22 protein-coding genes are annotated in these 25,460 nt (G+C 57.4%); 13 read left to right on the top strand and 9 right to left on the bottom strand.

Features of this window, described 5'->3' with window-relative positions; genetic code table 11:
- Positions 1 to 73: 73 nt before the first annotated feature.
- The 3 genes from fruA to fruB are packed head-to-tail and all read right to left on the bottom strand — an operon-like array spanning position 74 to position 3,851.
- A complete protein-coding gene (fruA, locus tag ACI2JR_RS11735) occupies positions 74 to 1,765 on the bottom strand; it encodes a PTS fructose transporter subunit IIBC (RefSeq protein WP_132725483.1) in 1,692 nt (563 codons plus the stop codon).
- Between the two features lie 16 nt (positions 1,766 to 1,781).
- Positions 1,782 to 2,720: a 1-phosphofructokinase gene (gene fruK, locus ACI2JR_RS11730; RefSeq protein WP_132725485.1), complete on the bottom strand. Its 939-nt coding sequence runs from the start codon at positions 2,718 to 2,720 to the stop codon at positions 1,782 to 1,784.
- Positions 2,721 to 3,851, bottom strand: coding sequence for a fused PTS fructose transporter subunit IIA/HPr protein (gene fruB, locus ACI2JR_RS11725; RefSeq protein ID WP_132725488.1), 1,131 nt, complete (start codon positions 3,849 to 3,851; stop codon positions 2,721 to 2,723).
- A gap of 330 nt (positions 3,852 to 4,181) precedes the next feature.
- Here fruB and setB point away from each other — a divergent pair, with 330 nt between their 5' ends.
- Entirely contained in the window at positions 4,182 to 5,363 is a 1,182-nt protein-coding gene (gene setB / locus ACI2JR_RS11720; protein WP_132725490.1) for a sugar efflux transporter SetB, read from the top strand.
- Here setB and ACI2JR_RS11715 read toward each other — a convergent pair.
- Positions 5,360 to 5,614, bottom strand: coding sequence for a YkgJ family cysteine cluster protein (locus ACI2JR_RS11715; RefSeq protein WP_132725492.1), 255 nt, complete (start codon positions 5,612 to 5,614; stop codon positions 5,360 to 5,362). The two genes, setB and ACI2JR_RS11715, sit on opposite strands and share 4 nt — an antisense overlap.
- Positions 5,615 to 5,763: 149 nt before the next feature.
- Between ACI2JR_RS11715 and yeiP the strand changes: the two genes are divergently transcribed.
- A complete protein-coding gene (yeiP, locus tag ACI2JR_RS11710) occupies positions 5,764 to 6,336 on the top strand; it encodes an elongation factor P-like protein YeiP (RefSeq protein WP_004864815.1) in 573 nt (190 codons plus the stop codon).
- Between the two features lie 106 nt (positions 6,337 to 6,442).
- Here the strand turns inward: yeiP and uxuA are convergent, their stop codons facing one another.
- Complete coding sequence (gene uxuA, locus ACI2JR_RS11705; protein WP_462478619.1) at positions 6,443 to 7,633, bottom strand: mannonate dehydratase; 1,191 nt, start codon at positions 7,631 to 7,633, stop codon at positions 6,443 to 6,445.
- A gap of 206 nt (positions 7,634 to 7,839) precedes the next feature.
- Here uxuA and ACI2JR_RS11700 point away from each other — a divergent pair, with 206 nt between their 5' ends.
- The 9 genes from ACI2JR_RS11700 (at position 7,840) to yejF (ending at position 19,499) form a co-directional block, all read left to right on the top strand.
- Positions 7,840 to 9,306 (top strand): mannitol dehydrogenase family protein, encoded by a 1,467-nt coding sequence (locus ACI2JR_RS11700; protein WP_462478618.1) that lies wholly within the window; start codon positions 7,840 to 7,842, stop codon positions 9,304 to 9,306.
- A 122-nt stretch (positions 9,307 to 9,428) separates the two neighbouring features.
- The gene (locus ACI2JR_RS11695) at positions 9,429 to 10,406 is read left to right on the top strand and encodes a CobW family GTP-binding protein (protein ID WP_462478617.1); all 978 of its coding nucleotides are present in this window, start codon (positions 9,429 to 9,431) and stop codon (positions 10,404 to 10,406) included.
- Positions 10,407 to 10,448: 42 nt separating this feature from the next.
- The gene (locus ACI2JR_RS11690; protein ID WP_132725502.1) at positions 10,449 to 11,156 is read left to right on the top strand and encodes a phosphatase PAP2 family protein; all 708 of its coding nucleotides are present in this window, start codon (positions 10,449 to 10,451) and stop codon (positions 11,154 to 11,156) included.
- 425 nt (positions 11,157 to 11,581) lie between these two features.
- Positions 11,582 to 12,154: a bifunctional murein DD-endopeptidase/murein LD-carboxypeptidase gene (gene mepS, locus ACI2JR_RS11685; protein ID WP_132725504.1), complete on the top strand. Its 573-nt coding sequence runs from the start codon at positions 11,582 to 11,584 to the stop codon at positions 12,152 to 12,154.
- Between the two features lie 186 nt (positions 12,155 to 12,340).
- Positions 12,341 to 13,903 (top strand): cyclic di-GMP phosphodiesterase, encoded by a 1,563-nt coding sequence (locus ACI2JR_RS11680; RefSeq protein ID WP_132725507.1) that lies wholly within the window; start codon positions 12,341 to 12,343, stop codon positions 13,901 to 13,903.
- Positions 13,904 to 13,973: 70 nt separating this feature from the next.
- Positions 13,974 to 15,779, top strand: a complete 1,806-nt coding sequence (locus ACI2JR_RS11675) for an extracellular solute-binding protein (protein ID WP_462478616.1) — start codon at positions 13,974 to 13,976, stop codon at positions 15,777 to 15,779.
- Between the two features lie 9 nt (positions 15,780 to 15,788).
- Positions 15,789 to 16,883 carry a microcin C ABC transporter permease YejB gene (locus ACI2JR_RS11670; protein ID WP_132725511.1) on the top strand — a complete coding sequence of 365 codons (1,095 nt, stop codon included), beginning with the start codon at positions 15,789 to 15,791 and terminating at the stop codon, positions 16,881 to 16,883.
- On the top strand, positions 16,883 to 17,908 hold the full coding sequence (locus ACI2JR_RS11665) for a microcin C ABC transporter permease (protein WP_132725514.1): 1,026 nt from the start codon (positions 16,883 to 16,885) through the stop codon (positions 17,906 to 17,908). The genes ACI2JR_RS11670 and ACI2JR_RS11665 overlap by 1 nt, the downstream gene beginning before the upstream one ends.
- Position 17,909: 1 nt before the next feature.
- Complete coding sequence (yejF, locus tag ACI2JR_RS11660) at positions 17,910 to 19,499, top strand: microcin C ABC transporter ATP-binding protein YejF (RefSeq protein ID WP_132725516.1); 1,590 nt, start codon at positions 17,910 to 17,912, stop codon at positions 19,497 to 19,499.
- Between the two features lie 3 nt (positions 19,500 to 19,502).
- On the opposite strand, the gene ACI2JR_RS11655 is transcribed toward yejF, so the two are convergent.
- The 3 genes from ACI2JR_RS11655 to rsuA form a co-directional block, all read right to left on the bottom strand.
- Positions 19,503 to 19,847: a YejG family protein gene (locus ACI2JR_RS11655; RefSeq protein ID WP_132725518.1), complete on the bottom strand. Its 345-nt coding sequence runs from the start codon at positions 19,845 to 19,847 to the stop codon at positions 19,503 to 19,505.
- Between the two features lie 331 nt (positions 19,848 to 20,178).
- Positions 20,179 to 21,375, bottom strand: a complete 1,197-nt coding sequence (locus ACI2JR_RS11650) for a Bcr/CflA family multidrug efflux MFS transporter (RefSeq protein ID WP_462478615.1) — start codon at positions 21,373 to 21,375, stop codon at positions 20,179 to 20,181.
- A complete protein-coding gene (gene rsuA / locus ACI2JR_RS11645; RefSeq protein ID WP_132725523.1) occupies positions 21,372 to 22,091 on the bottom strand; it encodes a 16S rRNA pseudouridine(516) synthase RsuA in 720 nt (239 codons plus the stop codon). Before rsuA ends, ACI2JR_RS11650 begins: the two co-directional genes overlap by 4 nt.
- 147 nt (positions 22,092 to 22,238) lie before the next feature.
- Here rsuA and ACI2JR_RS11640 point away from each other — a divergent pair, with 147 nt between their 5' ends.
- Positions 22,239 to 23,996, top strand: coding sequence for a DEAD/DEAH box helicase (locus tag ACI2JR_RS11640; protein ID WP_462478614.1), 1,758 nt, complete (start codon positions 22,239 to 22,241; stop codon positions 23,994 to 23,996).
- Positions 23,997 to 24,133: 137 nt separating this feature from the next.
- Positions 24,134 to 24,418, top strand: a complete 285-nt coding sequence (gene rplY / locus ACI2JR_RS11635; protein ID WP_132725528.1) for a 50S ribosomal protein L25 — start codon at positions 24,134 to 24,136, stop codon at positions 24,416 to 24,418.
- Between the two features lie 56 nt (positions 24,419 to 24,474).
- Here the strand turns inward: rplY and ACI2JR_RS11630 are convergent, their stop codons facing one another.
- A complete protein-coding gene (locus ACI2JR_RS11630) occupies positions 24,475 to 25,365 on the bottom strand; it encodes a LysR family transcriptional regulator (RefSeq protein WP_132725531.1) in 891 nt (296 codons plus the stop codon).
- Between the last annotated feature and the right edge of the window lie 95 nt (positions 25,366 to 25,460).

Genomic DNA, 25,460 nt, shown 5'->3' with positions numbered 1-25,460 from the left:
ATTATCCAGAATCGCTGACCAGCAGATCAAAAAAGGGCCGATAATTCGGCCCTTTTGCTTAACGCGCTCTGACTCAGGCGGCTTTTTCTGCCGTCTGCCCTTCCGGGCGTTTCACCACCGCGTAGGAGAGACCGGCCACCAGGGTACCGACGACAATCGCCAGCAGATAACCCAGCACTGGCGTAATCGCGCCAGGAATCAGCAGGACGAACAGGCCGCCGTGCGGCGCCATCAGTTTCGCGCCCACCGCCATCGAGATGGCCCCGGTCACCGCGCCGCCCACGATACAGCAGGGCAGGACGCGCATCGGGTCACGGGCCGCGAACGGAATTGCCCCTTCGGAGATAAAGCACAGCCCCAGAACCAGCGCCGCTTTACCGCCTTCACGTTGACCTTTATCGAACTTATTACGGGCGACCAGCGTGGCGATCCCCATTGCCAGCGGCGGCACCATACCGGCCGCCATAATCGCCGCCATCGGTGCGTAGGTCTGGGTACTCAGCAGGCCGACGCCGAAGGCATACGCCGCTTTGTTCACCGGTCCCCCCATATCGGTACACATCATCGCCCCGAGGATTGCCCCCAGCAGCACCGCGTTCGCCGTCCCCATAGTTTGCAGCCAGTGGGTCAGGCCTTCGAGGATAGCGGCAACCGGTTTACCGATCAGGTAGATCATCGCCAGACCAACGATCAGGCTGGAAACCAGCGGAATGATCAGAATCGGTTTCAGCGCTTCCATGCTCGGCGGCAGTTTTAATTTGGTGCTGATCAACTTAGCCACATAACCGGCCAGGAAACCGGCGATAATCCCGCCGATAAAGCCGGAACCGCCGCTGACGGCCAGCATACCGCCGATAAGGCCCGGGGTCAGACCCGGACGGTCAGCGATGGAGAAGGCAATAAAGCCCGCCAGCACCGGCACCATCAGAGCAAAGGCCGAGCCGCCGCCAATCTGCATCAGCGCGGCCGCCAGCGTGTCTTTCACTTCAAAAGCTTTAATACCAAACGCGAAGGACAGCGCGATACACAACCCGCCGGCAACCACCATCGGCAGCATATAAGAAACGCCGGTCAGCAGGTGACGATAGGCGCCGCCGCCCTCTTTCTTAGCAGAATCGGCCTGCTGACCGCTCTGCCCGGAAGGCTGATACGGTTTCGCTTCCGCGACGGCTTTATCCAGCTCCTGCGCGGTTTTCTTCAGCGCCAGGCCCGTAGTAGTGCGGTACATCGGCTTACCGGCAAATTTCGCCAGATCGACCTCAATATCGGCGGCGACAATGACCAAATCCGCCTGCGCCACTTCTTCCGGCGTGATCGCGTTTCCGGCGCCGACCGAGCCGCGGGTTTCCACTTTCACCCACCAGCCGCGTTTTTTGGCTTCGGTTTCGATCGCTTCAGCCGCCATAAAGGTGTGCGCAACCCCGGTCGGACAGGCGGTCACCGCCACAATGCGTTTGGCGCCGCCGGTAGCAACCGGGGCGGCGGCCGTTACCGGCGCCACGTACGGCGCGGCATGACCTTTTGCTTCGCTCAGAAACAGTTCAGGATGAGCAACCGCGCGATTAATATCGCCGAGGTAGACCTGTTTGCCATTCAGCGCGCTATCAGCCGGCAGGGCTGAACCGAGCACGATCGCCAGTTCGGCATCGTTCGGATTATCAGTCAGTTCAAGATGCGCTTGATGCGCTGCGGTACTCAGCAGGGTTTTCGCCATATAGGCGCGCGCCTGTCCGAGTCCGGCATCAATAATCAGCAGCGTTTTCATTATGCCTCTCCTGCTGTCAATTAAAGGGTTTTAAGTCGACACGCGCCATCATGGCGGCCAACTGGGTACGATCGGTAATACCAACATTGCTCTGGCTGACCGCCAGCGCGGCAACGGCGGTCGCCAGGCGCAGCGTATGCTCGCTGGATTCACGCATCAGCAGGCCGTAAATCAGGCCGCCAACCATTGAATCCCCGGCACCGACGGTGCTGACCACCTCCACTGAAGGCGGTTTCGCAATCCATTCGCCAGAGGCGTTAACCCACAGCGCGCCTTCTTCGCCCAGCGAGATAACCACGTGGGCAATCCCCTGCTCGCGCAGCGCATGGGCGGCGTCAATCACGTCTTTCATTTCCGGCAGCTTACGACCCGCCCAAATCTCCAGCTCGCGGCGATTCGGCTTCACCAGCCACGGCGCGGCTTTCAGACCGGCAACCAGCGCTTCGCGGCTGCTGTCGAAAATGATGCACGGGCACTGGCTACGCAGGCGAACCATCCAGTCGGTAAAGGCTTCCGGGCTGACGCCGGACGGCAGGCTGCCGCTGACGCAAACCATGTCGAACTGACCCAGCCAGCTCAGGGAATCGTTGACGAAACGCTCCCAGTCAGCGGCCGTCACTTCAAAACCTGAGAAGTTAAAGTCAGTGACTTCGCCATCTTTTTCCGTCAGCTTCACGTTGATACGGGTACGGCCCTGCACCACCTGAAAGCGGTTGGCAATACCCAGTTCGCTGAACAGCTGCTGAAAACCATCCTGGTTATCTTTGCCGAGAAAACCGCCGACGGTGACGTCGATACCGAGATCTTTCAGTACCTTCGCGACGTTGATGCCTTTACCGGCAGCATGCAGACCGGTGGTCCGCACCAGGTTCACTTCCCCGCGTTCAATATCCGGAGTGAAGCCCACCAGATCATAGGCCGGGTTTAAAGTAATCGTTGCTACACGTCTGCTCATTTATGCGCCCTCCCCAAGGCCTGCGGCGATCGCTTCGCCAATCGCATCCAGCGCTTGTTGCGCATCTTCACCCTGCGCGGTAAAGCGCAGACGGTGACCTTTCTTCACACCCAGCGCCACGACTTTCATCAGGCTGCGACCGTTTGCCGGCTTGCCGGAACCGTCCAGATTGGTGACGGTAATGTCGCTGGAAAATTGTTTAATGGTATTCACCAGCATAGTGCCTGGACGCGCATGCAGCCCGTGCTCATTGCGCACCACAAACTCGGCGCTGAGCACGTCTTCAGCGATGGCGTCATCACTGGTCAGCAGCGCCAGCAGCGTGGCGCCGTCGGCCTTCAGCAGGCGGTCAGCTTTTTTATCAATCAGCAGATTGCTCAGGCGGTTCAGCACCGCGGTAGGCTGTTCATCCGCCATCGCGACGGTGATCAGCAGCGATACCGGCTGCTCATCGGCGGTAAAGGCATTCGCGGCACGGCTAACCGCGATGGCGCTGCGCAGGTTGCCTTCCGCGCTGTCGTTCAGCCAGATCCCCTGCCCGAGGTTCAGCGGTTTATCATTGATGGCGCGGCTGACAAAGGCGGCGTCGACGGCGCCGGCCTCTTTCAGACGCGCGGCGTTCAGCGCCTGTAAGGTCAGCAGGTCGCTGGCGGCAATATCGAGGCTCAGCGTTTCATTATCCAGTTTCAGCGCTTCGCTCTGCTTTTCACCCATCAGCAGGGCGCGCAGCTCTTCCGCGGTGGTCGCTGACTTAAGCTGTTCCGCAACGGAATCATCGCTAAGCACGTGGGTCAGCTGACGCAGTAGTCCCAGATGTTCATCGGAGCTGGCGGCGATGCCGATCGCCACGTACGCGGTCTGCCCTTCTCCCCAGGTCACGCCCTGCGGAAACTGATAAACCTGAACGCCGGTTTTCAGCACCCGATCGCGCGTGTCGGTGGTCCCGTGCGGGATGGCAATACCGTTGCCGAGGAAGGTGGAGGTCTGCTGCTCGCGCGCCAGCATCCCGTTAACGTAGCCTTCCGCCACGTTGCCCGCGCTGACCAGCGCGGCAGCAACCTGACGAATCGCCTCTTCTTTATTACCGGCCTGCTGACCGGGATGAATATCCTGCACAGATAACTGGAACATGGTTCTCCTCTCCTGCTGAATTGAATCGTTTCAGCTACTTTGAGAAAAAAGGCGTCATCTTGCTGCGAAAGAAACGGCGGATGACGCTGAAACGTTTCAATGAGTCTGTACCTTTCTTACCCACCGCGCAAGATCTGTTAGCAACCTGATAACAGAAATTAGAGATGCCGCACATTTTTGCTGAAGCCAGACGCCAACTTTCAGCCCGGCGTCAGCTTTTGCTGAACATGCTATTTTGAAACTGCTTTTTGATTTTTCATACCATACTACTGTTCATTTTCTGACGGGCGGCGTAAACTCCGCAGCTCCAGCCATCACAGATAACCGCACATGCAAAACAGTAGCGCCGCCCTCCCTCGACGCGGCTTCGATTTCACCTCTTCCGCCTTCCTGATCGTCGCCTTCCTGACCGGAATGGCCGGGGCCTTGCAAACGCCGACCCTGAGTCTGTTTTTGAGCAATGAAGTGCATGTGCGCCCGGCGATGGTCGGTTTCTTTTTTACCGGCAGCGCGGTCATCGGCATTGCGGTGAGTCAGTTTCTCGCCGGCCGCTCGGATCGTCAGGGCGACCGTAAACGGCTGATCGTCTTTTGCTGCCTGTTAGGGGTCCTGGCCTGCCTGCTGTTTGCCTGGAACCGCAACTACTTTATTCTGCTCTTCGTCGGCGTCTTCCTCAGCAGCTTCGGCTCCACCGCCAACCCGCAGATGTTCGCCCTTGCCCGCGAGCATGCGGATAAGACCGGCCGGGAAGCGGTGATGTTCAGCTCCATTCTGCGCGCCCAGGTTTCTCTGGCGTGGGTTATCGGGCCGCCGCTGGCCTACGCGCTGGCGATGGGATTCGGCTTTACCGTGATGTATCTCTGCGCCGCGCTGGCCTTCGTGATCTGCGGGGCGATGGTGTGGTTGTTCCTGCCGGGTATGCGCAAAGAGAAAAAAGCCGACGTCGGTCATCTGGAAGCGCCGCGCACCAACCGCCGCGATGCGCTGCTGCTGTTCAGCGTCTGTACATTAATGTGGGGCATCAACAGTCTGTACATCATTAATATGCCGCTGTATGTCATTAATGAACTGCATCTGTCAGAGAAGCTGGCCGGAGTGATGATGGGCACCGCCGCCGGGCTCGAAATCCCGACGATGCTGATCGCGGGCTATTATGCCAGACGTTTCGGCAAGCGTTTCCTGATGCGTCTTGCCTCCGCCGCTGGGCTGCTGTTTTACATCGGTATGCTGCTGGTGCATACGCCCGCTTTGCTGCTGGCGATGCAGGCGCTGAATGCGATCTTTATCGGTATTCTGGCGGGAATTGGCATGCTCTATTTCCAGGACCTGATGCCGGGCCAGGCCGGAGCGGCGACCACCCTGTACACGAATACCACCCGCGTCGGCTGGATTATCGCCGGCTCACTGGCTGGCGTGGTGGCGGAGATCTGGAACTATCATGCGGTGTTCTGGATTGCGCTCGGCATGGCCGCGGTCGCCCAGCTTTGTCTGTGGCGAATTAAAGACGTTTAAGGCGCGGTACTCGCTTCCAGCTCAATCAGATAGGTCATCGCCTCGTCACGGCTGGTGGCGCACATTTCCAAAACCGGCTGCAGGCTGGCGCAGACTTTAGGTCTTAACGGTGACTCAAAAATGTTGCACAGGTTATTTTCGGAAAGCTGAACACAGCGTGTGTTCGCGGGCTTGCCGTTCGGCATTCCGGGGATCGGTGATGAGATAGATGGGGCGATACAGCAGGCACCGCAATCGATACGACATTCCATAAATGACTCTCTTGATGATGCGGTTCTCGGCACAGCCTAAACGTTTTATCAGGAGATAGCAAAACTCGCGAATTCCGCTTGCCTGAAAGGCCCGGCGCGAGTAGTTTTACGCGATATTTTTTGAACCGTTAAGCGACAGGATTACTGCAATGCCAAGAGCGAATGAAATTAAAAAAGGTATGGTGCTGAATTACAACGGCAAGCTGCTGATTGTGAAAAATATAGATATTCAGTCACCGAGCGCCCGTGGCGCAGCGACGCTGTACAAAATGCGTTTCTCTGACGTGCGTACCGGTCTGAAAGTGGAAGAACGCTTCAAGGGCGACGATATCGTCGACACCGTGACCCTGACCCGTCGTTTCGTTGACTTCTCGTATGTCGACGGCAACGAATACGTGTTTATGGATAAAGAAGACTATACGCCGTATACCTTCACCAAAGAGCAGATTGAAGAAGAACTGCTGTTCATACCGGAAGGCGGCATGCCGGATATGCAGGTTCTGACCTGGGACGGCCAGCTGCTGGCGCTGGAACTGCCGCAGACCGTAGATCTGGAAATCGTTGAAACCGCACCGGGCATCAAAGGCGCGTCGGCAAGCTCCCGCACCAAACCGGCCACCCTGAGCACCGGTCTGGTGATTCAGGTTCCGGAATACCTGACGACCGGCGAAAAAATTCGCATCCATATCGAAGAAAGCCGTTATATGGGCCGCGCGGACTAGCCGCCCACCTTCCCGGCTGACGGCGCCAGCGCCCTCACCTTGCGATCCGGGGAAAGCCAACAAAAAAGGACAGCTTGAGGCTGTCCTTTTTACCTTTCTGCCGGGATTACAGCAGTTCCGGGTACTTCGTCATCTTCAGCGCCAGCTCAACGCCGCGCACTTCCGCCATCCCCTTCAGACGACCGATGGCCGAATATCCCGGGTTGGTTTTCTTACGCAAATCGTCCAGCATCTGGTGACCATGATCCGGACGGAACGGAATCGGGCGCAGATCGCCGGCGCGTTTACGCCGCAGCTCTTCGCTGAGAATCGCATTCACCACCGCCACCATATTCACGTCGCCACCGAGATGCGCCGCTTCATGGAAGGTTTTCGGGTTCTCTTCACGGCAGGTCGAACGCAGATGGGTGAAGTGGATCCGATCGCCGAAGGTTTCGACCATTTTCACCAGATCGTTATCGGCGCGCACCCCGTAAGAGCCGGTGCACATGGTAAAGCCGTTGTTAATACTATCCACGGTCTCTTTCAGCCACTGCATATCGTCGATAGTCGACACAATGCGCGGCAGGCCGAGGATCGGACGCGGCGGATCGTCCGGGTGAACGGCCAGCCGCACGCCCACCTCTTCACAGACCGGCACGATAGCGCGCAGAAAGACGGCCATATTTTCACGCAGCTGCGCTTTATCAATATGGTCATATTCCGCCAGGCGTGCGCGGAACTGATCGAGGGTATAGCCCTCTTCCGCTCCCGGCAGGCCGGCAATAATATTGCGGGTCAGCTTGTCGATTTCCGTCGAGCTCATCGCGGCGAAGTAGGCCTGCGCCTGGCGCTGTTCGTCCGCGCTGTAATCCGCTTCTGCGCCAGGACGCTGGAGGATATGGAGTTCAAAGGCGGCAAAAGCGATATGATCAAAACGCAGCGCTTTCGAACCATCCGGCAGCAGGTATTCCAGGTCGGTACGCGTCCAGTCGAGAATCGGCATGAAGTTATAGCAAACGGTATCAATCCCGCAGGCCGCAAGGTTGCGAATGCTCTGCTGATAGTTGGCAATCCAGGTCGCATACTGCCCGCTATGGGTCTTGATCTCTTCGTGTACCGGAATACTTTCCACTACCGACCACGTCAGCCCTTTTTCCGCCAGCAGCGCCTGACGCTGTTTAATTTCGTCAACCGGCCAGACCTGGCCGTTAGGAATATGGTGCAGCGCGGTGACCACCCCCGTTGCGCCAGCCTGTCGTACATCATCAAGCGATACCGGATCGTTCGGCCCGTACCAACGCCAGGTTTGTTCCATCGCTATGCCCTCTTAAAGTTGTTATACCAATAATGCGAACATCAATGACGACTACCATACAGGCTTCTTGCAAAGGATCAAATTGTCCCGCTGAATTGATTGATCCAGCTCACACTAACTGGATAAATATGGCTCACCAATTTAATTTGCTATCATATAACTTTACACTGGCAATGTTAATTATTGGTTAATCAGGTGTGTGAATAATGACGACTATTGCAACAGCCACGCTACCAGAGAGCGTGCAGCTTCCTCAGTATGATCGCAGTCAGCTGCGTTCGCGTATTGTGCACTTCGGTTTTGGCGCCTTTCATCGCGCGCACCAGGCATTGCTCACCGATCGGGTGCTGAACGCCAGCGGCGGAGACTGGGGGATTTGTGAGATTAGTCTGTTCAGCGGCGATCGGCTGATGAGCCAACTCCGCCAGCAGGATCACCTGTTCACCGTGCTGGAAAAAGGCGCTCGCGGCAACCAGCCGATCGTGGTTGGCGCAGTTCATGAATGCCTGAATGCGAAACTGGACTCTCTGCCGGCGATCATCGAAAAGTTTTGCGAACCGCAGGTCGCTATCGTCTCGTTGACCATCACCGAGAAGGGCTACTGTATCGACCCCGCTACCGGTTTACTGGATCTGACGCAGCCGCGCATTATTCACGATCTGGAAAATCCCACGCTGCCACAGTCGGTACCGGGTATTCTGGTTGAAGCGCTGACCCGCCGCCGCGAACGGGGCCTGTCGCCGTTTACCGTGCTCTCCTGCGATAATATTCCTGACAATGGTCACGTGGTGAAAAACGCCGTTCTCGGGATGGCGGAAAAACGCAGCCCTGAGCTGGCGCAGTGGATTGCCGAACGGGTCAGCTTCCCGGGCACCATGGTTGACCGCATCGTTCCCGCCGCCACCGACGAGTCGCTGGCCGAAATCAGCGCCGCTCTCGGCGTCGACGACCCCTGTGCGATTAGCTGCGAGCCCTTTATTCAGTGGGTCGTCGAAGATAATTTCGTCGCCGGCCGCCCGGCGTGGGAAACCGTCGGCGTGCAGATGACCGATAACGTCCTGCCGTGGGAACAGATGAAGCTGCGGATGCTTAACGGCAGCCACTCTTTCCTTGCCTGGCTCGGTTACCTGGCCGGTCATGCGCATATCAGCGACTGCATGCAGGATGAGGTTCTGCGCACCGCCGCACGCCGGCTGATGCTGGACGAACAGGCCCCGACGCTGACGATTGCCGGCGTTGACCTCAGCGCCTATGCCGACAGCCTGATCGAACGCTTTCGCAACCCGGCGTTAAAACATCGGACCTGGCAGATTGCCATGGACGGCAGCCAGAAGCTCCCGCAGCGTATGCTCGACGGTATCCGCATCCACCTTGAACGCGGTAGCCGCTGGCCGCTGCTGGCGCTCGGCGTCGCCGGCTGGATGCGCTACGTCAGCGGTATCGATGACGCAGGACAACCAATTGATATTCGTGACCCGCTGGCAGAGAAGATCCAGGCCCTCGTCGCCGGCAGCGATGAAGCGGAACGCGTGAATGCTCTGCTGACTCTGGAAGAGATCTTTGGCAGCGACCTGCCGCGCAATGCGCAGTTTGTGGCGGCCATCAGCGCGGCGTGGCGTCAGATCGCCACCCTCGGCGCCCGTCAGGCCATCGCGGCGGCGCTGGAGGCTTAACAATTTCTGCTATTTTTGCGGACAGAACCCTTTTCTGTCCGCCGTAACCCTTCTCTTTTCGCCCTTTTTTCGTCAGGATAGTGCAAACTGTTACAACATTACATTTTCATCCTGGAGAAAAAGTGACCAAAACAAACTTGATCACGGGCTTTCTCGGCAGCGGTAAGACGACCTCGATTCTTCATCTGCTGGCCCATAAGCCTGCAAATGAACAATGGGCCGTGCTGGTTAATGAGTTTGGCGAGGTGGGCATCGATGGCGCCCTGCTGGCCGATAGCGGCGCATTGCTCAAAGAAATTCCCGGCGGCTGCATGTGCTGTGTCAACGGTCTGCCGATGCAGGTTGGGCTGAATACCTTATTGCGCCAGGGGAAACCCGATCGCTTGCTGATTGAACCTACCGGGCTCGGCCATCCCAAACAGATCCTCGATATTCTGACCGCCGCCGTCTACGAGCCGTGGATCGATCTGCGGGCGACGCTGTGCGTCCTGGATCCCCGCCAGCTGCTGGATGATAACGTTGTCGCTAATGATAACTTTCGCGATCAGCTGGCTGCCGCCGACGTCATTATCAGCAACAAGGCTGACCGGATGACGGCAGAAAGCGAACGGGCGTTTAGCGCCTGGTGGCAGGAGCAGGCGGGCGGTCGTCTGCAGGTCAGCGCGACGCAGGGCAATATTGACCCGGCCCTGCTGGATTTACCGCGTCTTAACGTCACTCCGCTGGCGGCCAGCGCAGAACATGCGCATCGTCACGAGCAGAAAAAAGGGCTGGCCGCGCTGAATTTACCGGCCCACCAGCGCTGGCGTCGGAGCCTGAACAGCGGCCAGGGTTACCAGGCCTGCGGCTGGATTTTTGACGCCGATACCACGTTTGATACCATTGGCCTGCTCGAATGGGCTCGCCTGGCGCCGGTTGGCCGGGTGAAAGGCGTGCTGCGGATTCCTGAAGGCCTGGTGCGTATCAACCGTCAGGTGCTCGACCTGCATATCGAAACGCAAAACGTGGCGCCCCCGGATAGCCGCATTGAACTGATTACGGAATCTGAGGCGGACTGGAATGCGTTACAAACCTCTTTGTTGAAACTTCGTTTAAGTTAGGGCGGTTATGTTTTCAGCCGTTTTACACAACTCGCGACCGTTATGATTAAAAACCGAATTCCCCTGATCCTGCTGCTCAACGCCGCAGGTTTCGCACTTTTTTTCTCGTGGTATCTGCCGGCTAACCATGGTTTCTGGTTCCCGCTGGATTCCACCATTTTCCACTTCTTTAACCAGGGAGTGGGAAAGAGTCACGCCTATGCCTGGCTGCTGGCAATCATCAATAATCGCGCCTTCGACGCCTGTTCTCTGCTGGCTATGGGCTGCCTGATGTTGAGCTTCTGGTTGAAAGAGCAAAGCGCCGGACGCCGCCGAATCGTCATTATCGGCCTGGTGATGCTGCTGTCCGCGGTCATTATTAACCAGCTGGCTCAGCACCTGATGCCGGTTAAACGCGCCAGCCCTTCTCTTTCGTTCAGCGGGATTGTTAAAGTCAGCGATGTCGTCTCCTTCCCGACCAAAGATGCCTCGAAAGACAGCTTCCCGGGCGATCATGGGATGATGCTGCTGATATTCGCCGCCTTCATGTGGCGCTATTTTGGCCGTCGCGCATTTGCCATCGCGCTGGCTATTTTTGTCATTTTCGCCTTCCCTCGGGTAATGATTGGCGCCCACTGGTTTACCGATATTGCCGTTGGCTCATTGACCGCCCTGCTGATTGGCGCGCCCTGGGTTCTGTTGACGCCGTTAAGCGATAAACTGATTGCGTGGTTTGATCGTACGTTGCCCGCTGGAAGACAGAAAAATTAATCTTTCTGCTACATCCTGTTAAACATATCCATAAGGGATCGTTCTCGGTCCCTTTTTTTATTGGCGGCCTCTTTTTTGCCTGCCGTCTTCTTTTTGTCACATTAATCAGCTTACAAATGAAGTAATTGCATATTTTTTACCCATAATTGCCGCTATTTTGCCCTTTCCCGATGATTCACTTTTAGACGCAAAATTTCTTATAAGAAATCTCGCAAAACCGCTCGCCATCCCCCGGTTGATAGGGTAATCTCGTTCTCGTTTTGCCTTTCCAGCAACGTCAATCCGGCGCGAAATAAATTTGTGCGTTACCGCACATATTTATGTTTAAGGAATTGTCTCATTGCTGCCAGGTATTTAGGCTCTACCACGTTTGGCATTTTTTATAACGACATTGTCGTTAAGGACAACAAGGGAAAACAAACAACATGGTCAAATCTCAGCCGATTTTGAGATATATCTTGCGGGTCGTTCCCGCGATTGCAGTAGCAGTTTTGCTTTCTGCCTGTAGTTCGACAAGCCATACCGCAAAGAATATGCATTCTGAGACGCATGCTGTGGGTAGTGAAGATTTATCATCACTGCAAGCCTCTCAGGATGAATTTGAAACAATGGTCAGCAATCTGGACGTTAAGTCCCGTTTAATGGACCAGTATGCGAGCTGGAAAGGCGTGCGTTACCGTCTTGGCGGCAGCACCCGGAAGGGGATCGATTGTTCTGCATTCGTGCAGCGTACCTTCCGTGAACAGTTTGGTCTGGAACTGCCGCGCTCCACTTCTGAGCAGCAGGATTCCGGCAAGTCAATTTCACGTTCTCAACTGCGTACAGGCGATTTAGTCCTGTTCCGGGCGGGTTCCACTGGTCGTCACGTCGGCATTTATATCGGCAACAACCAGTTCGTACATGCTTCCACCAGCAGCGGTGTGACCATCTCCAGCATGAACGAACCGTACTGGAAAAAGCGCTATAACGAAGCGCGTCGGGTTCTGAGCCGCTCGTAATCTCTTCTGCCGTCAGTTTTCCCTTGGCTGACGCGCAGGAATTAAAAAACACTGCCGCGGCAGTGTTTTTTTTTGCCCATTTACATCTCAACGCCGCAATATAAGCTATGTCTTGTAGTGGAGGTAGAGAAAGTGTTTTCTATCAACCCATTGGCGTGACTCATTAATACGGACTGACAATAGCCTATGCTGACCCGTTACCTCTCCCCCCGGCGTAATATCTGGCTGACCAGCATACTCATCGGAGTCATCGTCGCCCTGCTGGCCGGTAGCATTCAGTTTATGGTGATTTACCACAACCGCTCCGAACGTTTTGACAGCATCATCAACAATGTCGATATCTACCTGACGGAATACTTCGGCGAACTGAATAAGACGGTTGCCAGCCTGCAGCCCATGGTCGATCGCGACTGTGCCGACGTTTTAGCGGATCTGACCGCGCGGGCGGCCTTCAGCCCGAACGTTCGCGCCTTTCTGCTGGTAAAAGATGGCCGCGCTTTTTGTTCCTCCGCTACCGGTCCCATGAATACCCCGCTGGTCCAGTTAATTCCACACCTCAATCTCAATAAACCGATCGATATGCGGCTGCTGCAGGGGACGCCAATGATGCCGCAGAGCGCCGCCCTCGCAATGTGGGTACGTAGCCCGCACGGCGGCAACGATGGCATCTTCGTGTCGATTAATACCAACCTGACGCCCTATATTCTCTATTCCGCCCGCCAGAACGACTTCAGCGGTATTGCGCTGGTGGTGAATAACGTTATCCTCTCCACCTTAAAAAATAGCCCTGTTAATCCGCAGACAATCCTCGTCAAGCCGATTCGCGAGGTGCAAATCAAAGGGCTACCGCTGAAGGTTTATCTCTACGCAAACAGCTGGCTGTCGGAAAACACGCAGTTTGCGCTGCTGTTGGGCGTAGTGTGCGGCCTGCTGGCCGGACTGGTGGGATACTACGTCCTGACGATGAAGTCCGATCCGCGTAAAGCCATCCAGATGGGGATAAAGAACCATCAGTTCTACATTGTCTATCAGCCGGTGGTCAAAGCCGACACCCTGCAGATTAGCGGCGTTGAAGTTCTGATGCGCTGGCGCCATCCGGTGGCCGGTGAAATCCCGCCCGACGTGTTTATTAATCTTGCTGAAACGCAGGAAATGATCGTGCCCCTCACGCACCATCTGCTCGCGCTGATCGCCCGCGATGCGCCAACGCTGCAAACGATTCTGCCCGCCGGGAGCAAGCTGGGCCTGAATATTTCGCCGGCCCATCTGCATACCGACGGTTTCCGCCACGATATGCGGCAGTTCGCCGCCGCCCTGCCGGCCGACCACTTCAGCGTGGTACTGGAAATTACCGAGCGCGCGATGATCGATAAACACAAGTCGCTGGCGATCTTCGACTGGCTGCATGAGCTGGGCTTCGAAATTGCGATTGACGATTTCGGCACCGGGCATAGCGCGCTGATTTATCTTGAACGTTATAACTTCGACTTCCTGAAAATCGACCGCGGCTTCGTCCAGGCCATCGGCACCGAAACCGTCACCTCACCGGTGCTCGACGCGGTGCTGACGCTGAGCCGTCGCCTGCAGCTGATGACCGTCGCAGAAGGTGTGGAAACGCCGGAACAGGCAGAATGGTTACGCAAACATGGCGTTCACTATCTGCAGGGTTACTGGCTGAGCCGGCCTTTGCCTCTGGAAACGCTGGTTGCCGCCCATGCCCAACCGGCGAAATACTTTGCGGCCCGCTGAGTATCCCTTATGATGCCAGTCTACAGGCAGGAGCATACCGGGCCTGCCCACGGAGGATAATCGTCTGGTTATGTTTGCACGCATCTGCCTGATATTACTGACTCTGCTGAGCCTGAATAGCCAGGCGCAAATGATTAAAGAGAGCACCACTTTCGCCATCATAGGCGAGCCGAAATACCGCGTCGATTTTGACCATTTCGATTACGCTAATCCTGCGGCGCCGAAAGGGGGCGCGATCGTCATTGCCGCCATTGGCACCTTTGATAACTTCAACCGCTACGCGCTGCGCGGCAACCCAGGAGTGCGTACCGATGCGCTGTACGATACCCTGTTCACCACTTCCGATGACGAGCCGGGCAGCTATTACCCGCTCATTGCCGAACGCACGCGCTACGCCGACGACTTCTCATGGATGGAGATAACCCTCAACCCACGCGCGCGCTTTCATGATGGCAGCCCGATAACCGCCGCCGACGTCGCCTTTACCTTCCACAAATTTATGACCGAAGGGGTGCCCCAGTTCCGCCTGTTCTACAAAGGGACCACCGTCGAAGCCATCGCGCCGCTCACCGTACGCATCACCCTCGCGCAGCCGGGTAAAGAGAACATGCTGAGTCTGCTCTCCCTGCCGGTGATGCCGGAGAAATTCTGGCGCCAGCATAAGCTCAGCGATCCGCTCTCCGCCCCGCCGCTGGCCAGCGGGCCTTACCGTATTACCGACTGGCGGATGGGCCAGTACATCGTTTATTCGCGGGTCAAGGACTACTGGGCGGCCGATCTGCCGGTTAACCGCGGGCGCTGGAATTTCGACACCCTGCGTTACGACTACTATCTCGATGATAACGTCGCCTTTGAAGCCTTTAAGGCTGGCGCCGTCGACCGCCGTGAAGAGACCATTGCCAAAAACTGGGCCACCCGCTACGTAGGACGCAACTTTGACCACGGCTACATCGTCAAAGACCAGTATCAAAATACCTCGGCCCAGGATACCCAATGGCTGGCCTTTAATATCCAGCGCCCGGTTTTTGCCGACCGTCAGGTCCGCGAGGCGATCACCCTCGCCTTTGATTTCGAGTGGATGAACAAGGCGCTGTTTTACAGCGCCTACAGCCGCGCGAACAGTTACTTTCAGAACACCGAATATGCGGCCCGTCACGCTCCCGATGCCGATGAACTCGCGCTGCTGACGCCGCTGAAAAACGATCTGCCGCCGGAGGTCTTCAGCGACATCTACCAGCCGCCGCGCTCCCGCGGCGATGGTTTCGATCGGGGCAACCTGCTGCAGGCGGATGCGCTGCTTAATCAGGCGGGATGGGTCGTCAAAAACCAGCGCCGGGTGAATGCCAGAAGCGGCAAACCGCTGCGCTTTGAGCTGCTGCTGCCTTCCGGGGGCAACGATCGCTGGGTGCTTCCGTTCCAGCATAATCTGCAGCGCCTGGGTATCACCATGGATATTCGTCAGGTCGATAACTCTCAATACAGCAACCGCCGCCGCAGCCGGGATTACGATATGATGCCCAGCGTCTGGCGCGCGACGCCCTGGCCCGGGACTGACCTGCAGATCTCCTGGGACTCGTCATATATTCATTCAAGCTACAACGCGCCGGGAGTTCAAAGCCCGGCGGTGGATAAACTGATTGCCGGGATCATTCGCTGGCAGGGTAACCAGCAGAAACTTCTCCCTTTGGGGCGCGCGCTGGACCGGGTCCTCACCTGGAACTACTACATGCTGCCGATGTGGTATATGGCGCAGGATCGGACCGCGTACTGGAACAAGTTCTCCTTCCCGCAAACGCGCCCCATCTACTCATCCGGTTTTGACACCTGGTGGTATGACGTTAACAAAGCGGCAAAACTGCCCGCGGACAGACGGTAAGGAATGACGATGGGCGCATACCTGCTCCGCCGGTTGCTTCTGATAATCCCCACCCTGTGGGCGATCATCACGATCAACTTTTTTATTGTCCAGATAGCCCCCGGCGGCCCGGTCGATCAGGCCATTGCGGCAATTGAGTTTGGCGATCGCGGCGGCTTGCCGGGCGCCGGAGAGAGCGGTATGGCCGCCAGCCACGCCCGTACCGGCGTCGGCAACGTCAGCGAAGGCCATTATCGCGGCGGACGCGGCCTCGATCCGGAAGTGATTGCCGAGATTACTCACCGCTATGGCTTCGATAAACCGCTTCATCAGCGCTACCTGAAAATGCTCGGCGATTACCTGCGCTTCGATTTTGGCGACAGCCTTTTCCGCAGCGCCTCGGTATTACAGCTGATCAAAAACAGTATGCCGGTCTCCATCACCCTCGGGCTGTGGAGCACCTTAATTATCTACCTGGTCTCGATCCCGCTCGGGATCCGCAAGGCCGTCAACAACGGCAGCCAGTTCGATATCTGGAGCAGTACGCTGATTATTATCGGCTATGCCATCCCGGCGTTCCTGTTCGCCATTATCCTGATCGTCATCTTCGCCGGTGGCAGCTACTTTGACCTGTTTCCGCTACGCGGGCTGGTGTCAGCCAACTTCGACAGCCTGCCGTGGTATCAGAAGATCCTCGATTATCTCTGGCATATCACCCTGCCGGTGCTGGCAACGGTTATCGGCGGCTTTGCGGCCCTCACCATGCTGACCAAAAACAGCTTTCTCGATGAGATCCGCAAACAATACGTGGTGACCGCCCGCGCCAAAGGGGTGAGTGAGCAGCAAATTTTATGGGGACACGTGTTCCGCAATGCCATGCTGCTGGTCATCGCTGGCTTCCCGGCGATGTTTATCAGCATGTTCTTTACCGGCTCATTGCTCATCGAGGTGATGTTCTCTCTTAATGGCCTGGGGCTGCTGGGCTATGAGGCGACCGTTTCCCGCGATTATCCGGTGATGTTCGGCACGTTGTATATCTTTACCTTGATCGGCCTGCTGCTGAATATTGTCAGCGATCTGTGCTACACGCTGGTCGATCCTCGCATCGATTTTGAGGGCCGCTGATGTCATTTCTGAGTCCCGTCAATCAGGCCCGCTGGGCGCGCTTTCGCCACAATCGTCGCGGCTACCTGGCGCTATGGCTGTTTGCGATTCTCTTTGTTTGTAGCCTGTGCGCGGAGCTTATTGCCAATGACCGCCCGCTGCTGGTGCAGTATCGCGGCAGCCTGTACGTTCCGGCATTGAAAAATTATAGCGAGAAGACCTTTGGCGGCGACTTCGCCACCGCCGCCGACTACCAGGATCCGTGGCTGCAAAAGCAGCTGGACGCTCACGGCTGGGTGCTGTGGGCACCGGTCCGCTTCGGCGCCACCAGCATCAACTTCGCCACCGATAGCCCTTTCCCGTCGCCGCCATCGGCGAAAAACTGGCTGGGCACCGATGCCAACGGGGGAGATGTGCTGGCCCGCATTTTATACGGTACGCGGATTTCGATTCTGTTCGGCCTGCTGCTGACCTTTTTCTCCAGCGTGCTGGGAGTGCTGGCGGGGGCGGTTCAGGGCTACTACGGCGGCAGGCTCGATCTGTGGGGACAGCGGTTTATTGAAGTGTGGTCAGGCATGCCGACCCTGTTCCTGATTATCCTGCTCTCCAGCGTCGTCCAGCCGGGCTTCTGGTGGCTGCTGGTTATTACCGTACTGTTTGGCTGGATGACGCTGGTGGGCGTGGTACGCGCTGAGTTTCTGCGTACCCGTAACTATGACTATATTCGCGCCGCCCAGGCGCTGGGCGTCAGCGACCGGCATATTATCCTGCGCCATATGCTGCCCAACGCCATGGTCGCCACCCTGACCTTCCTGCCGTTTATTCTGTGCAGCTCCATCACCACCCTGACCTCGCTGGATTTTCTCGGCTTCGGCCTGCCGCTCGGCTCGCCATCGCTTGGCGAACTGCTGCTGCAGGGGAAAAACAATCTGCAGGCGCCGTGGCTGGGCATCGCCGCCTTTCTGTCGGTCGCGGTACTGTTAACGTTATTGATTTTCATTGGTGAAGCCGTCCGCGACGCCTTCGACCCCGGCAAGGCGGTATAACATGACGCAGCCACTGTTAGAAATAGACAACCTTTCCATCGCCTTCAGTCAGCAAGGGGAAACGACGACCGTCGTCAGCGAGCTGTCGCTGCGCATTGCCGCGGGCGAGACCCTGGCGCTGGTGGGTGAGTCCGGCTCCGGGAAAAGCGTCTCCGCGCTCTCGGTGCTGCGCCTGCTTCCCTCGCCGCCGGTCAGCTACCCGGGCGGGGACATCCGTTTTCACGGCCAGTCGCTGCTGCATGCCGATGAGCGTACCTTGAGCAAAGTCCGCGGCAACCGTATTGCGATGATTTTCCAGGAACCGATGGTGTCGCTCAATCCGCTGCATACCCTGGAAAAGCAGCTCTATGAGGTGCTGTCGTTGCATCGCGGTATGCGCCGGGAAGCCGCCCGCGGGGAAATAGTGAACTGCCTGGATCGGGTAGGGATCCGTCATCCCCTACGCCGGCTGGCGGACTATCCGCACCAGCTGTCCGGCGGCGAGCGCCAGCGGGTGATGATCGCTATGGCCCTGCTCACCCGTCCGGAGCTGTTGATTGCCGACGAACCCACCACCGCGCTGGATGTCTCCGTGCAGGCGCAAATTCTGCAGCTTTTACGCGAGCTGAAAAACGAGCTGAATATGGGGCTGCTGTTTATCACCCATAACTTAAGCATCGTCCGCCAGCTAGCAGACCGCGTCGCGGTGATGCAAAACGGTCGCTGCGTCGAGCAAAACGACTGTCGCACGCTGTTCTCCGCCCCCGAACACCCCTATACCCGTCGGCTGCTGGACAGCGAACCCTGCGGCCTGCCAATCCCGCTGGCCGCAGATGCCCCGCTGTTGCTCAACGCCACCGATCTCAGCGTCGCTTTTCCGGTTCGCAAAGGGATCCTCCGCCGGGTGGTCGATCGTAATCGGGTGGTCAATGCGCTCAGCTTTCAGCTGCGCGCGGGTGAAACGCTGGGGCTGGTGGGCGAGTCCGGATCAGGAAAAAGCACCACCGGGCTGGCGCTGCTGCGCCTGATCGCCTCTGAGGGGTCCATCGCCTTCGATGGCCTGCCGCTGCAGGGACGCAGCCGCCGGCAGATGCTGCCGCTGCGCCGCCGGATGCAGGTGGTGTTTCAGGATCCCAATTCGTCGCTGAATCCCCGGCTGAACGTATTGCAGATTATTGAAGAAGGGCTGCGGGTCCACCAGCCCACGCTCACGCCGGCCGCCCGTGAACAGGCGGTCATTCAGGTGATGCAGGAGGTCGGGCTCGACCCGCAAACCCGCCATCGCTACCCGGCGGCGTTTTCCGGCGGTCAGCGTCAGCGTATTGCAATTGCCCGGGCGCTGATCGTCAAACCGCAGCTGATTGTCCTCGATGAACCGACCTCATCGCTGGACAAGACCGTACAAGCGCAAATTCTGACCCTGCTGAAAGCATTACAGCAAAAGCATCAGCTGGCCTATATTTTTATCAGCCATGATTTGCGCGTTGTGCGCACGGTATGTCATCAGGTGATGGTGCTGCGGCAGGGGGAAGTTATCGAGCAGGGAGAGTGCGAACGCGTCTTTACCGCTCCGCAACAGGAGTATACCCGCCAGCTTCTGGCGCTGAGCTGACGGTCAGAATGGATTGTTACCCGAGAAAGGTTCAGCTATCGCCACGCCGAAGTTTTTCAGCCGGCAGGTGGCCGCAAACTCATCCTGCAGATTCACGAACAGACACGGCTCCCCTTCGCACTCCACGATGGAGCAGTCGACTTCGATGTCGCTAAGCGCCTGGCTGAGCGTATGCATGACCGGCCACGCTTTCTCACCGTCCGGGCTGAGTAATTTCAACGCCACGAGGCTGTTTTCGCTCTGCGCGCCGTTTTGCGGAATCGGTTCAACTCTTGAACCCGCAAAACCGGCCAGCCAGCGATAGCTCTGCGGCAGACGGTGTACGATAGAGAGTTGTTGTGTATTCACTTAGTTTCCCCGGAAGCAAAGTACTTCACAATAAATTTACATCAATATTAACACACTGTTGACAAATAGTCCTGCATCCGCATAGAAAACGCTTACACCCGCATGGCGCCAGGGTTAACGGCTTATTATCCAGAACTTTATAGTTACGCTGCGGAAACAGATCGGGGCTATATGTACCCGTTTCTGTGATCCAAAACAACTTTTTTATCGCAACAATGCGACTTTTTATACTAATTTATTTTACATAAAAGAAACAAGTTACAGAACCCTGAAGCCCATCGCGGTTGATGTGCATCAAAAAAGGGGCGGAAATCGCCCCCCGGAAGGTGTATTAATGGGCGATTTTTCGCCGCCGGCTGGCATAGAGATAGAAAAGAATCGAGCTGCTGGCGCAAAACGCGATGGAAATAAGCATTGGCCAGGCGGTGGTAAAGGTCGCCATCGACAGCAAGGCGCCGATAATCGCCCCGATACCAAAGCGGAAAGTTCCCGCCAGCGAAGAGGCGGTACCCGCCATGTGCGGAAACTCATCGAGGATAACCGCCATGCCGTTGGAGGAGACCATCGATACGCAGCCGACAAATGCCGCGACTCCCACCACCAGCGCCCAGAATCCGACATCCAGCAGCGCGCAAACCACCATCCATACCGCCATCACAAACTGAATCCACAGCCCGGCGCGGAACATATTCAGCGCCCCTACCCGGCGCACAAAGCGGCTGTTAATGATGGTCATGATGAACAGGAAGACAATGTTCAGCGCAAAATAGTAACCAAAGTGCTGCGGGGAGACGTGGTTAATATTGATGTACACAAACGGACCGGCGCTGAGAAATGAGAACATCCCGGCGAAGCTGAAGCCGCTCGCCAGCATATAGCTCAACACCCGCTTATGGCGGAACAGGGTCGCGAAGTTACCGAGCGTGGTGCGCATGCGAAACTTTTGCCGCCGTTCAACCGGCAGCGTTTCGCTGATGAAGAACGCAATCATCGCCGAGGCCAGCAGCGCCGCCAGCGCGAGGATCCAGAAAATAGCGTGCCAGCTGAACCATACCAACACGGCGCCGCCCACCATTGGCGCCACCAGCGGGGCAATGGTGGTGACCAGCATGACGAACGACATCATGCGCGAAAACTCTTCCTTCGGATAGATGTCGCGCATCAGGGCGTTGATCACCACGCTCGCCGCCGCCGCCGCCAGGCCATGGAAGAAACGCATACTAATCAGCATCTCGATGGTCTGCGATAGCGCGCAGGCCACCGCCGCCGCGGCAAAAATCAACGTTCCCCCGAGGATCACCGGCTTACGGCCGATGCTGTCGGCCATCGGGCCATACAGCAGCTGACCTAACGCAAAGCCCAGAATATAGGTACTGAGCGTCATCTGCGCGCTGCCGTCCGGCACATTAAACTGTGCCGAGATCACCGGCAGCGCCGGGAGATACATATCAATTGACAGGGGCATCAACATGGCCAGCAGGCCAAGAATAAACACAATCCCTAATGAAGAATTCTGCTTTGCCGTCACGTTTTACTCCGCGCATGCTGGAGGCCAACGCTGGCGATCTCGTCTTCCGTCAACGGGCGATATTCGCCAGGCTCCAGAGATTCATCCAGCATAATGTCGCCAATACGTTCACGATGCAGGCCGACTACGTGGTTCCCCACCGCCGCGAACATCCGTTTCACCTGATGGTAACGCCCTTCACTGATGGTCAGGCGGACTTCCGTCGGCGTCAGCACTTCAAGGCGCGCAGGTTTGGTCAGCTCTTTTTCGTTATGCAGCTGAATTCCTTTGGCAAACCGTTCGGCCGTTTGCTCATCCACCGGGTTTTCCAGCGACACCAGATAGGTTTTCTCGCAGTGGTGGCGCGGGGAGGTAATGCGGTGCGACCACTGCCCGTCATCGGTCATCAGCACCAGCCCGGTGGTGTCGATATCCAGCCGGCCGGCGGCATGCAGTTTGTGCGCCACCGGCACATCGAGGAAATAGAGCACCGTCGGATGGTCAGGATCGTCGGTAGAGCACACGTATCCCTGCGGCTTGTTGAGCATAAAGTAGCGCGGGCCGTTCTGCTGGGTCAGCGGATTACCGTCATACTCCACGTCGTGCTCCGGCAGGAGCTTGAACGAGGCGTCTTTCACGATTTCGCCGTCCACGAGAACGCGGCTGCTGCGGATTTCACGCCCGGCAATAGCCCGACTGACGCCAAGTTGCTGAGCGATAAACTTATCAAGTCGCATGAGATTTTTTTAGCCTGTAATAATGCTGGAGCGGGCAAACGCCCGAAAAAGAAGAAGTTCATTGGCTAGTATAACGGGCTCTTAACGCCACTCAAGGGAAAAGATTCGTGGCATACTATTTGCGAGTTAATTAACGCCAGTAAATCCATGACTTTTACATTACGCCCCTACCAAAAAGAGGCGGTCGACGCCACCTTAGCCTGGTTTCGCCGCCACCATGAACCCGCAGCTATCGTTCTGCCCACCGGCGCCGGTAAAAGCCTGGTCATCGCTGAACTGGCGCGCCTGGCGCGCGGCCGCGTGCTGGTGCTGGCGCACGTCAAAGAGCTGGTCGCGCAGAACCACGCGAAGTATTGCGCCCTCGGCCTGCAGGCGGATATCTTCGCCGCCGGGCTGAAACGCAAGGAGAGCCACGGTAAAGTGGTGTTTGGCAGCGTGCAGTCGGTGGCGCGTAATCTTGAACAGTTTCAGGGGGAGTTTTCGCTGCTGATTGTCGATGAGTGCCACCGCATCAGCGATGACGACGACAGCCAGTACCAGCAAATTATCAGCCATTTACAGCAGGTTAACCCTCAGCTGCGCCTGCTCGGCCTGACCGCCACGCCGTTCCGGCTGGGCAAAGGCTGGATCTACCAGTTTCATTATCACGGCATGGTGCGCGGTGACGAGAAGGCGCTGTTTCGCGACTGTATTTATGAGCTGCCGCTGCGCTATATGATTAAGCACGGCTATCTGACGCCCCCGGAACGCCTCGATATGCCGGTGGTACAGTATGATTTCAGCCGCCTTCAGCCGCAGAGCAACGGCCTGTTTAGCGCAGCCGACCTCAACCTTGAGCTGAAAAAGCAGCGGCGCATTACGCCACACATTGTCAGCCAGATCGTCGAGTTTGCAAAGGCGCGTAAAGGGGTGATGATTTTTGCCTCCACGGTGGAGCACGCGCGGGAAATTAGCGGCCTGCTCCCCGCCGGCGAAGCGGAACTGATTACCGGGGAAACGCCCGGGCCGCAGCGCGACCGGATCATCGAAGCCTTTAAAGCGCAGCAGTATCGTTATCTGGTGAACGTTGCGGTGCTGACCACCGGGTTCGACGCGCCGCACGTCGATCTGATCGCCATCCTGCGCCCCACCGAGTCGGTCAGTCTGTATCAGCAGATCGTCGGCCGCGGCCTGCGCCTCGCGCCGGGGAAAACCGATTGCCTGATTCTCGACTATGCCGGCAATCCTCACGACCTTTACGCCCCGGAAGTCGGCGCCCCTAAGGGCAAGAGCGACAACGTCCCGGTGCAGGTCTTCTGCCCGGCCTGCGGTTTCGCCAATACCTTCTGGGGTAAAACCACTGCCGACGGTACGCTGATCGAACATTTTGGCCGCCGCTGCCAGGGCTGGTTTGAGGATGATGACGGCCATCGCGAACAGTGCGATTTTCGTTTTCGCTTTAAGAACTGCCCGCAGTGTCATGCGGAGAATGACATTGCCGCCCGCCGCTGCCGCGAGTGCGACACCATTCTGGTGGACCCCGATGATATGCTGAAGGCGGCGCTGAAGCTCAAAGATGCGCTGGTGCTGCGCTGTAGCGGCATGGACCTGCAGCACGGCGCCGACGATAAGGGTCCGTGGCTAAAAATCACCTATTACGATGAGGACGGCGCCGACGTCAGCGAACGCTTCCGCTTACAGACGCCCGCCCAGCGCACCGCGTTTGAACAGCTGTTTATTCGCCCGCATACCCGTACGCCGGGCGTGCCGCTGCGCTGGATAACGCCTGCCGACATTCTCGCCCAGCAGCCGCTGCTCCGCCATCCGGACTTCGTCGTCGCGCGCATGAAGGGGCAATACTGGCAGGTACGTGAGAAAGTGTTCGACTATCAGGGACGTTTCCGACGGGCCAATGAACTGCGTTAATCGCCTTTGCGGCTGAGGTTTTGATTGCTGTCAGGGCCATAGGTGGATATAATGCCGCCCGCTTTTGCATTCGCAAAGCAGATCATCTGCCTGCTGCTGGGTCGCCTGTAGCAGGATTTAAATATAGAGAGACATCAATGTTTACTATCGACGCAGAAGTACGTAAAGAGCAGGGTAAGGGTGCGAGCCGCCGCCTGCGTGCAGCTAACAAATTCCCGGCCATCATCTATGGCGGCGAAGCTGCTCCGGTAGCAATTGAGCTGGACCAGGACAAAGTGTGGAACATTCAGACCAAAGCTGAGTTCTACGGTGAAGTTCTGACCATCGTTATCGATGGTAAAGAAGAAAAAGTTAAAGTTCAGGCTGTTCAGCGTCACGCGTTCAAGCCAAAACTGACTCACATCGACTTCGTTCGCGCTTAATCGCGATACAACGTTGAGTGGCAAACGCCCCGGTCCGCAAGGTCCGGGGCGTTTTGTTATGCGCTTCGCTCCCACAGCTGAGGGGCAAAATCGATCGCCTCGCCCAGCGTCCGGTGTTTATTCATCCCCGGCAGCCACAGCATCACCATCGTGACGTTCAGACCCTGGCTACCCACCTCAGTCGCAATCTCCTTCACTCCAGCCCAGTCGGCGGCCTGGAAATGATCGGGCAAGAATCCCCACCCCTGCCCCTGCTGTAACGCATGACGCAACAGCGCTTTCTCATTCATATACAGCGTATGCCCTGAGATCTGCACCCGTCGGGCGATTTGCTCATCAGCGCGACGATGCATCACCAGCTGCGGCACCAAAGACAGATTGAGTAGCGTCAGCGGACGCGCGCAGTCGGCGAACAGCCGTTCTGCGGCATAAAAACCCAGGTCAACGACGCCCAGCGCCCGCCACTCCATCTCGCTGCCGAGCGTGCGGTTATTGGCCTGGCAAATGGCCATATCGGCTTCCCCCGCGGCCAGCGCCTGCTCCGCCTCCCACCGCGACGCGCTCCAGCAGCTCAGCCGCAGCTGACGCCGGGCCAGCGTGTCCGCCAGCGCGCAGAGAAACCGCCGGGGCACAAACGGATCGTAGACTACCCGTAGCGCCTGACACGCCGTGCGCGGCAGCGTCTGCGCAAACGATTCAAACGCCTGGGCCTGGCGCAGCAGTAAATGCGCCTGGCGAAATAGCTGCTCCCCTTCGGCGGTTAACGCCAGGCTGCGGCCTGCGCGCAGAAACAGCGTGTATCCCAACGCATCTTCCAGATAATCCAGCAGATCACGCAGCGTGGTGCGGTCTTTGCCTAGGCGAATGGCGGCCCGCGACAGGCTGCCCGTCTCGGCAATGGTGGCAAAGGCCTCAATCTGGGCAAAGGAGTAGTGTAGCGTTGTCATCTCATCTTTTCCTTCGGGGGAAAATCCCCCATAGGCTGATTTTAGCCTGTCAGGAACGGTTTATATACTGCGGGCCTGCTCGTTATTGCTAATAA

The sequence above is a fragment of the Klebsiella sp. NPDC088457 genome (assembly GCF_044900465.1).
GTDB lineage: Bacteria > Pseudomonadota > Gammaproteobacteria > Enterobacterales > Enterobacteriaceae > Klebsiella.
Note: the sequence above shows the minus strand (reverse complement) of the source record. Positions and strands in the feature narration are given on the sequence as shown.

Excerpts from the sequence above, each read along its gene's own strand:
- fruB (WP_132725488.1), bottom strand. The coding sequence starts at position 3,851 with ATGTTCCAGTTATCTGTGCAGGATATTCATCCCGGTCAGCAGGCCGGT.
- ACI2JR_RS11630 (WP_132725531.1), bottom strand. The coding sequence starts at position 25,365 with ATGACAACGCTACACTACTCCTTTGCCCAGATTGAGGCCTTTGCCACC.
- ACI2JR_RS11700 (WP_462478618.1), top strand. The coding sequence starts at position 7,840 with ATGACGACTATTGCAACAGCCACGCTACCAGAGAGCGTGCAGCTTCCT.
- fruK (WP_132725485.1), bottom strand. The coding sequence starts at position 2,720 with ATGAGCAGACGTGTAGCAACGATTACTTTAAACCCGGCCTATGATCTG.
- ACI2JR_RS11680 (WP_132725507.1), top strand. The coding sequence starts at position 12,341 with ATGCTGACCCGTTACCTCTCCCCCCGGCGTAATATCTGGCTGACCAGC.
- ACI2JR_RS11715 (WP_132725492.1), bottom strand. The coding sequence starts at position 5,614 with ATGGAATGTCGTATCGATTGCGGTGCCTGCTGTATCGCCCCATCTATC.
- yejF (WP_132725516.1), top strand. The coding sequence starts at position 17,910 with ATGACGCAGCCACTGTTAGAAATAGACAACCTTTCCATCGCCTTCAGT.
- yeiP (WP_004864815.1), top strand. The coding sequence starts at position 5,764 with ATGCCAAGAGCGAATGAAATTAAAAAAGGTATGGTGCTGAATTACAAC.
- rsuA (WP_132725523.1), bottom strand. The coding sequence starts at position 22,091 with ATGCGACTTGATAAGTTTATCGCTCAGCAACTTGGCGTCAGTCGGGCT.
- setB (WP_132725490.1), top strand. The coding sequence starts at position 4,182 with ATGCAAAACAGTAGCGCCGCCCTCCCTCGACGCGGCTTCGATTTCACC.
- ACI2JR_RS11675 (WP_462478616.1), top strand. The coding sequence starts at position 13,974 with ATGTTTGCACGCATCTGCCTGATATTACTGACTCTGCTGAGCCTGAAT.
- ACI2JR_RS11640 (WP_462478614.1), top strand. The coding sequence starts at position 22,239 with ATGACTTTTACATTACGCCCCTACCAAAAAGAGGCGGTCGACGCCACC.
- mepS (WP_132725504.1), top strand. The coding sequence starts at position 11,582 with ATGGTCAAATCTCAGCCGATTTTGAGATATATCTTGCGGGTCGTTCCC.
- fruA (WP_132725483.1), bottom strand. The coding sequence starts at position 1,765 with ATGAAAACGCTGCTGATTATTGATGCCGGACTCGGACAGGCGCGCGCC.
- uxuA (WP_462478619.1), bottom strand. The coding sequence starts at position 7,633 with ATGGAACAAACCTGGCGTTGGTACGGGCCGAACGATCCGGTATCGCTT.
- ACI2JR_RS11665 (WP_132725514.1), top strand. The coding sequence starts at position 16,883 with ATGTCATTTCTGAGTCCCGTCAATCAGGCCCGCTGGGCGCGCTTTCGC.
- ACI2JR_RS11690 (WP_132725502.1), top strand. The coding sequence starts at position 10,449 with ATGATTAAAAACCGAATTCCCCTGATCCTGCTGCTCAACGCCGCAGGT.
- ACI2JR_RS11670 (WP_132725511.1), top strand. The coding sequence starts at position 15,789 with ATGGGCGCATACCTGCTCCGCCGGTTGCTTCTGATAATCCCCACCCTG.
- rplY (WP_132725528.1), top strand. The coding sequence starts at position 24,134 with ATGTTTACTATCGACGCAGAAGTACGTAAAGAGCAGGGTAAGGGTGCG.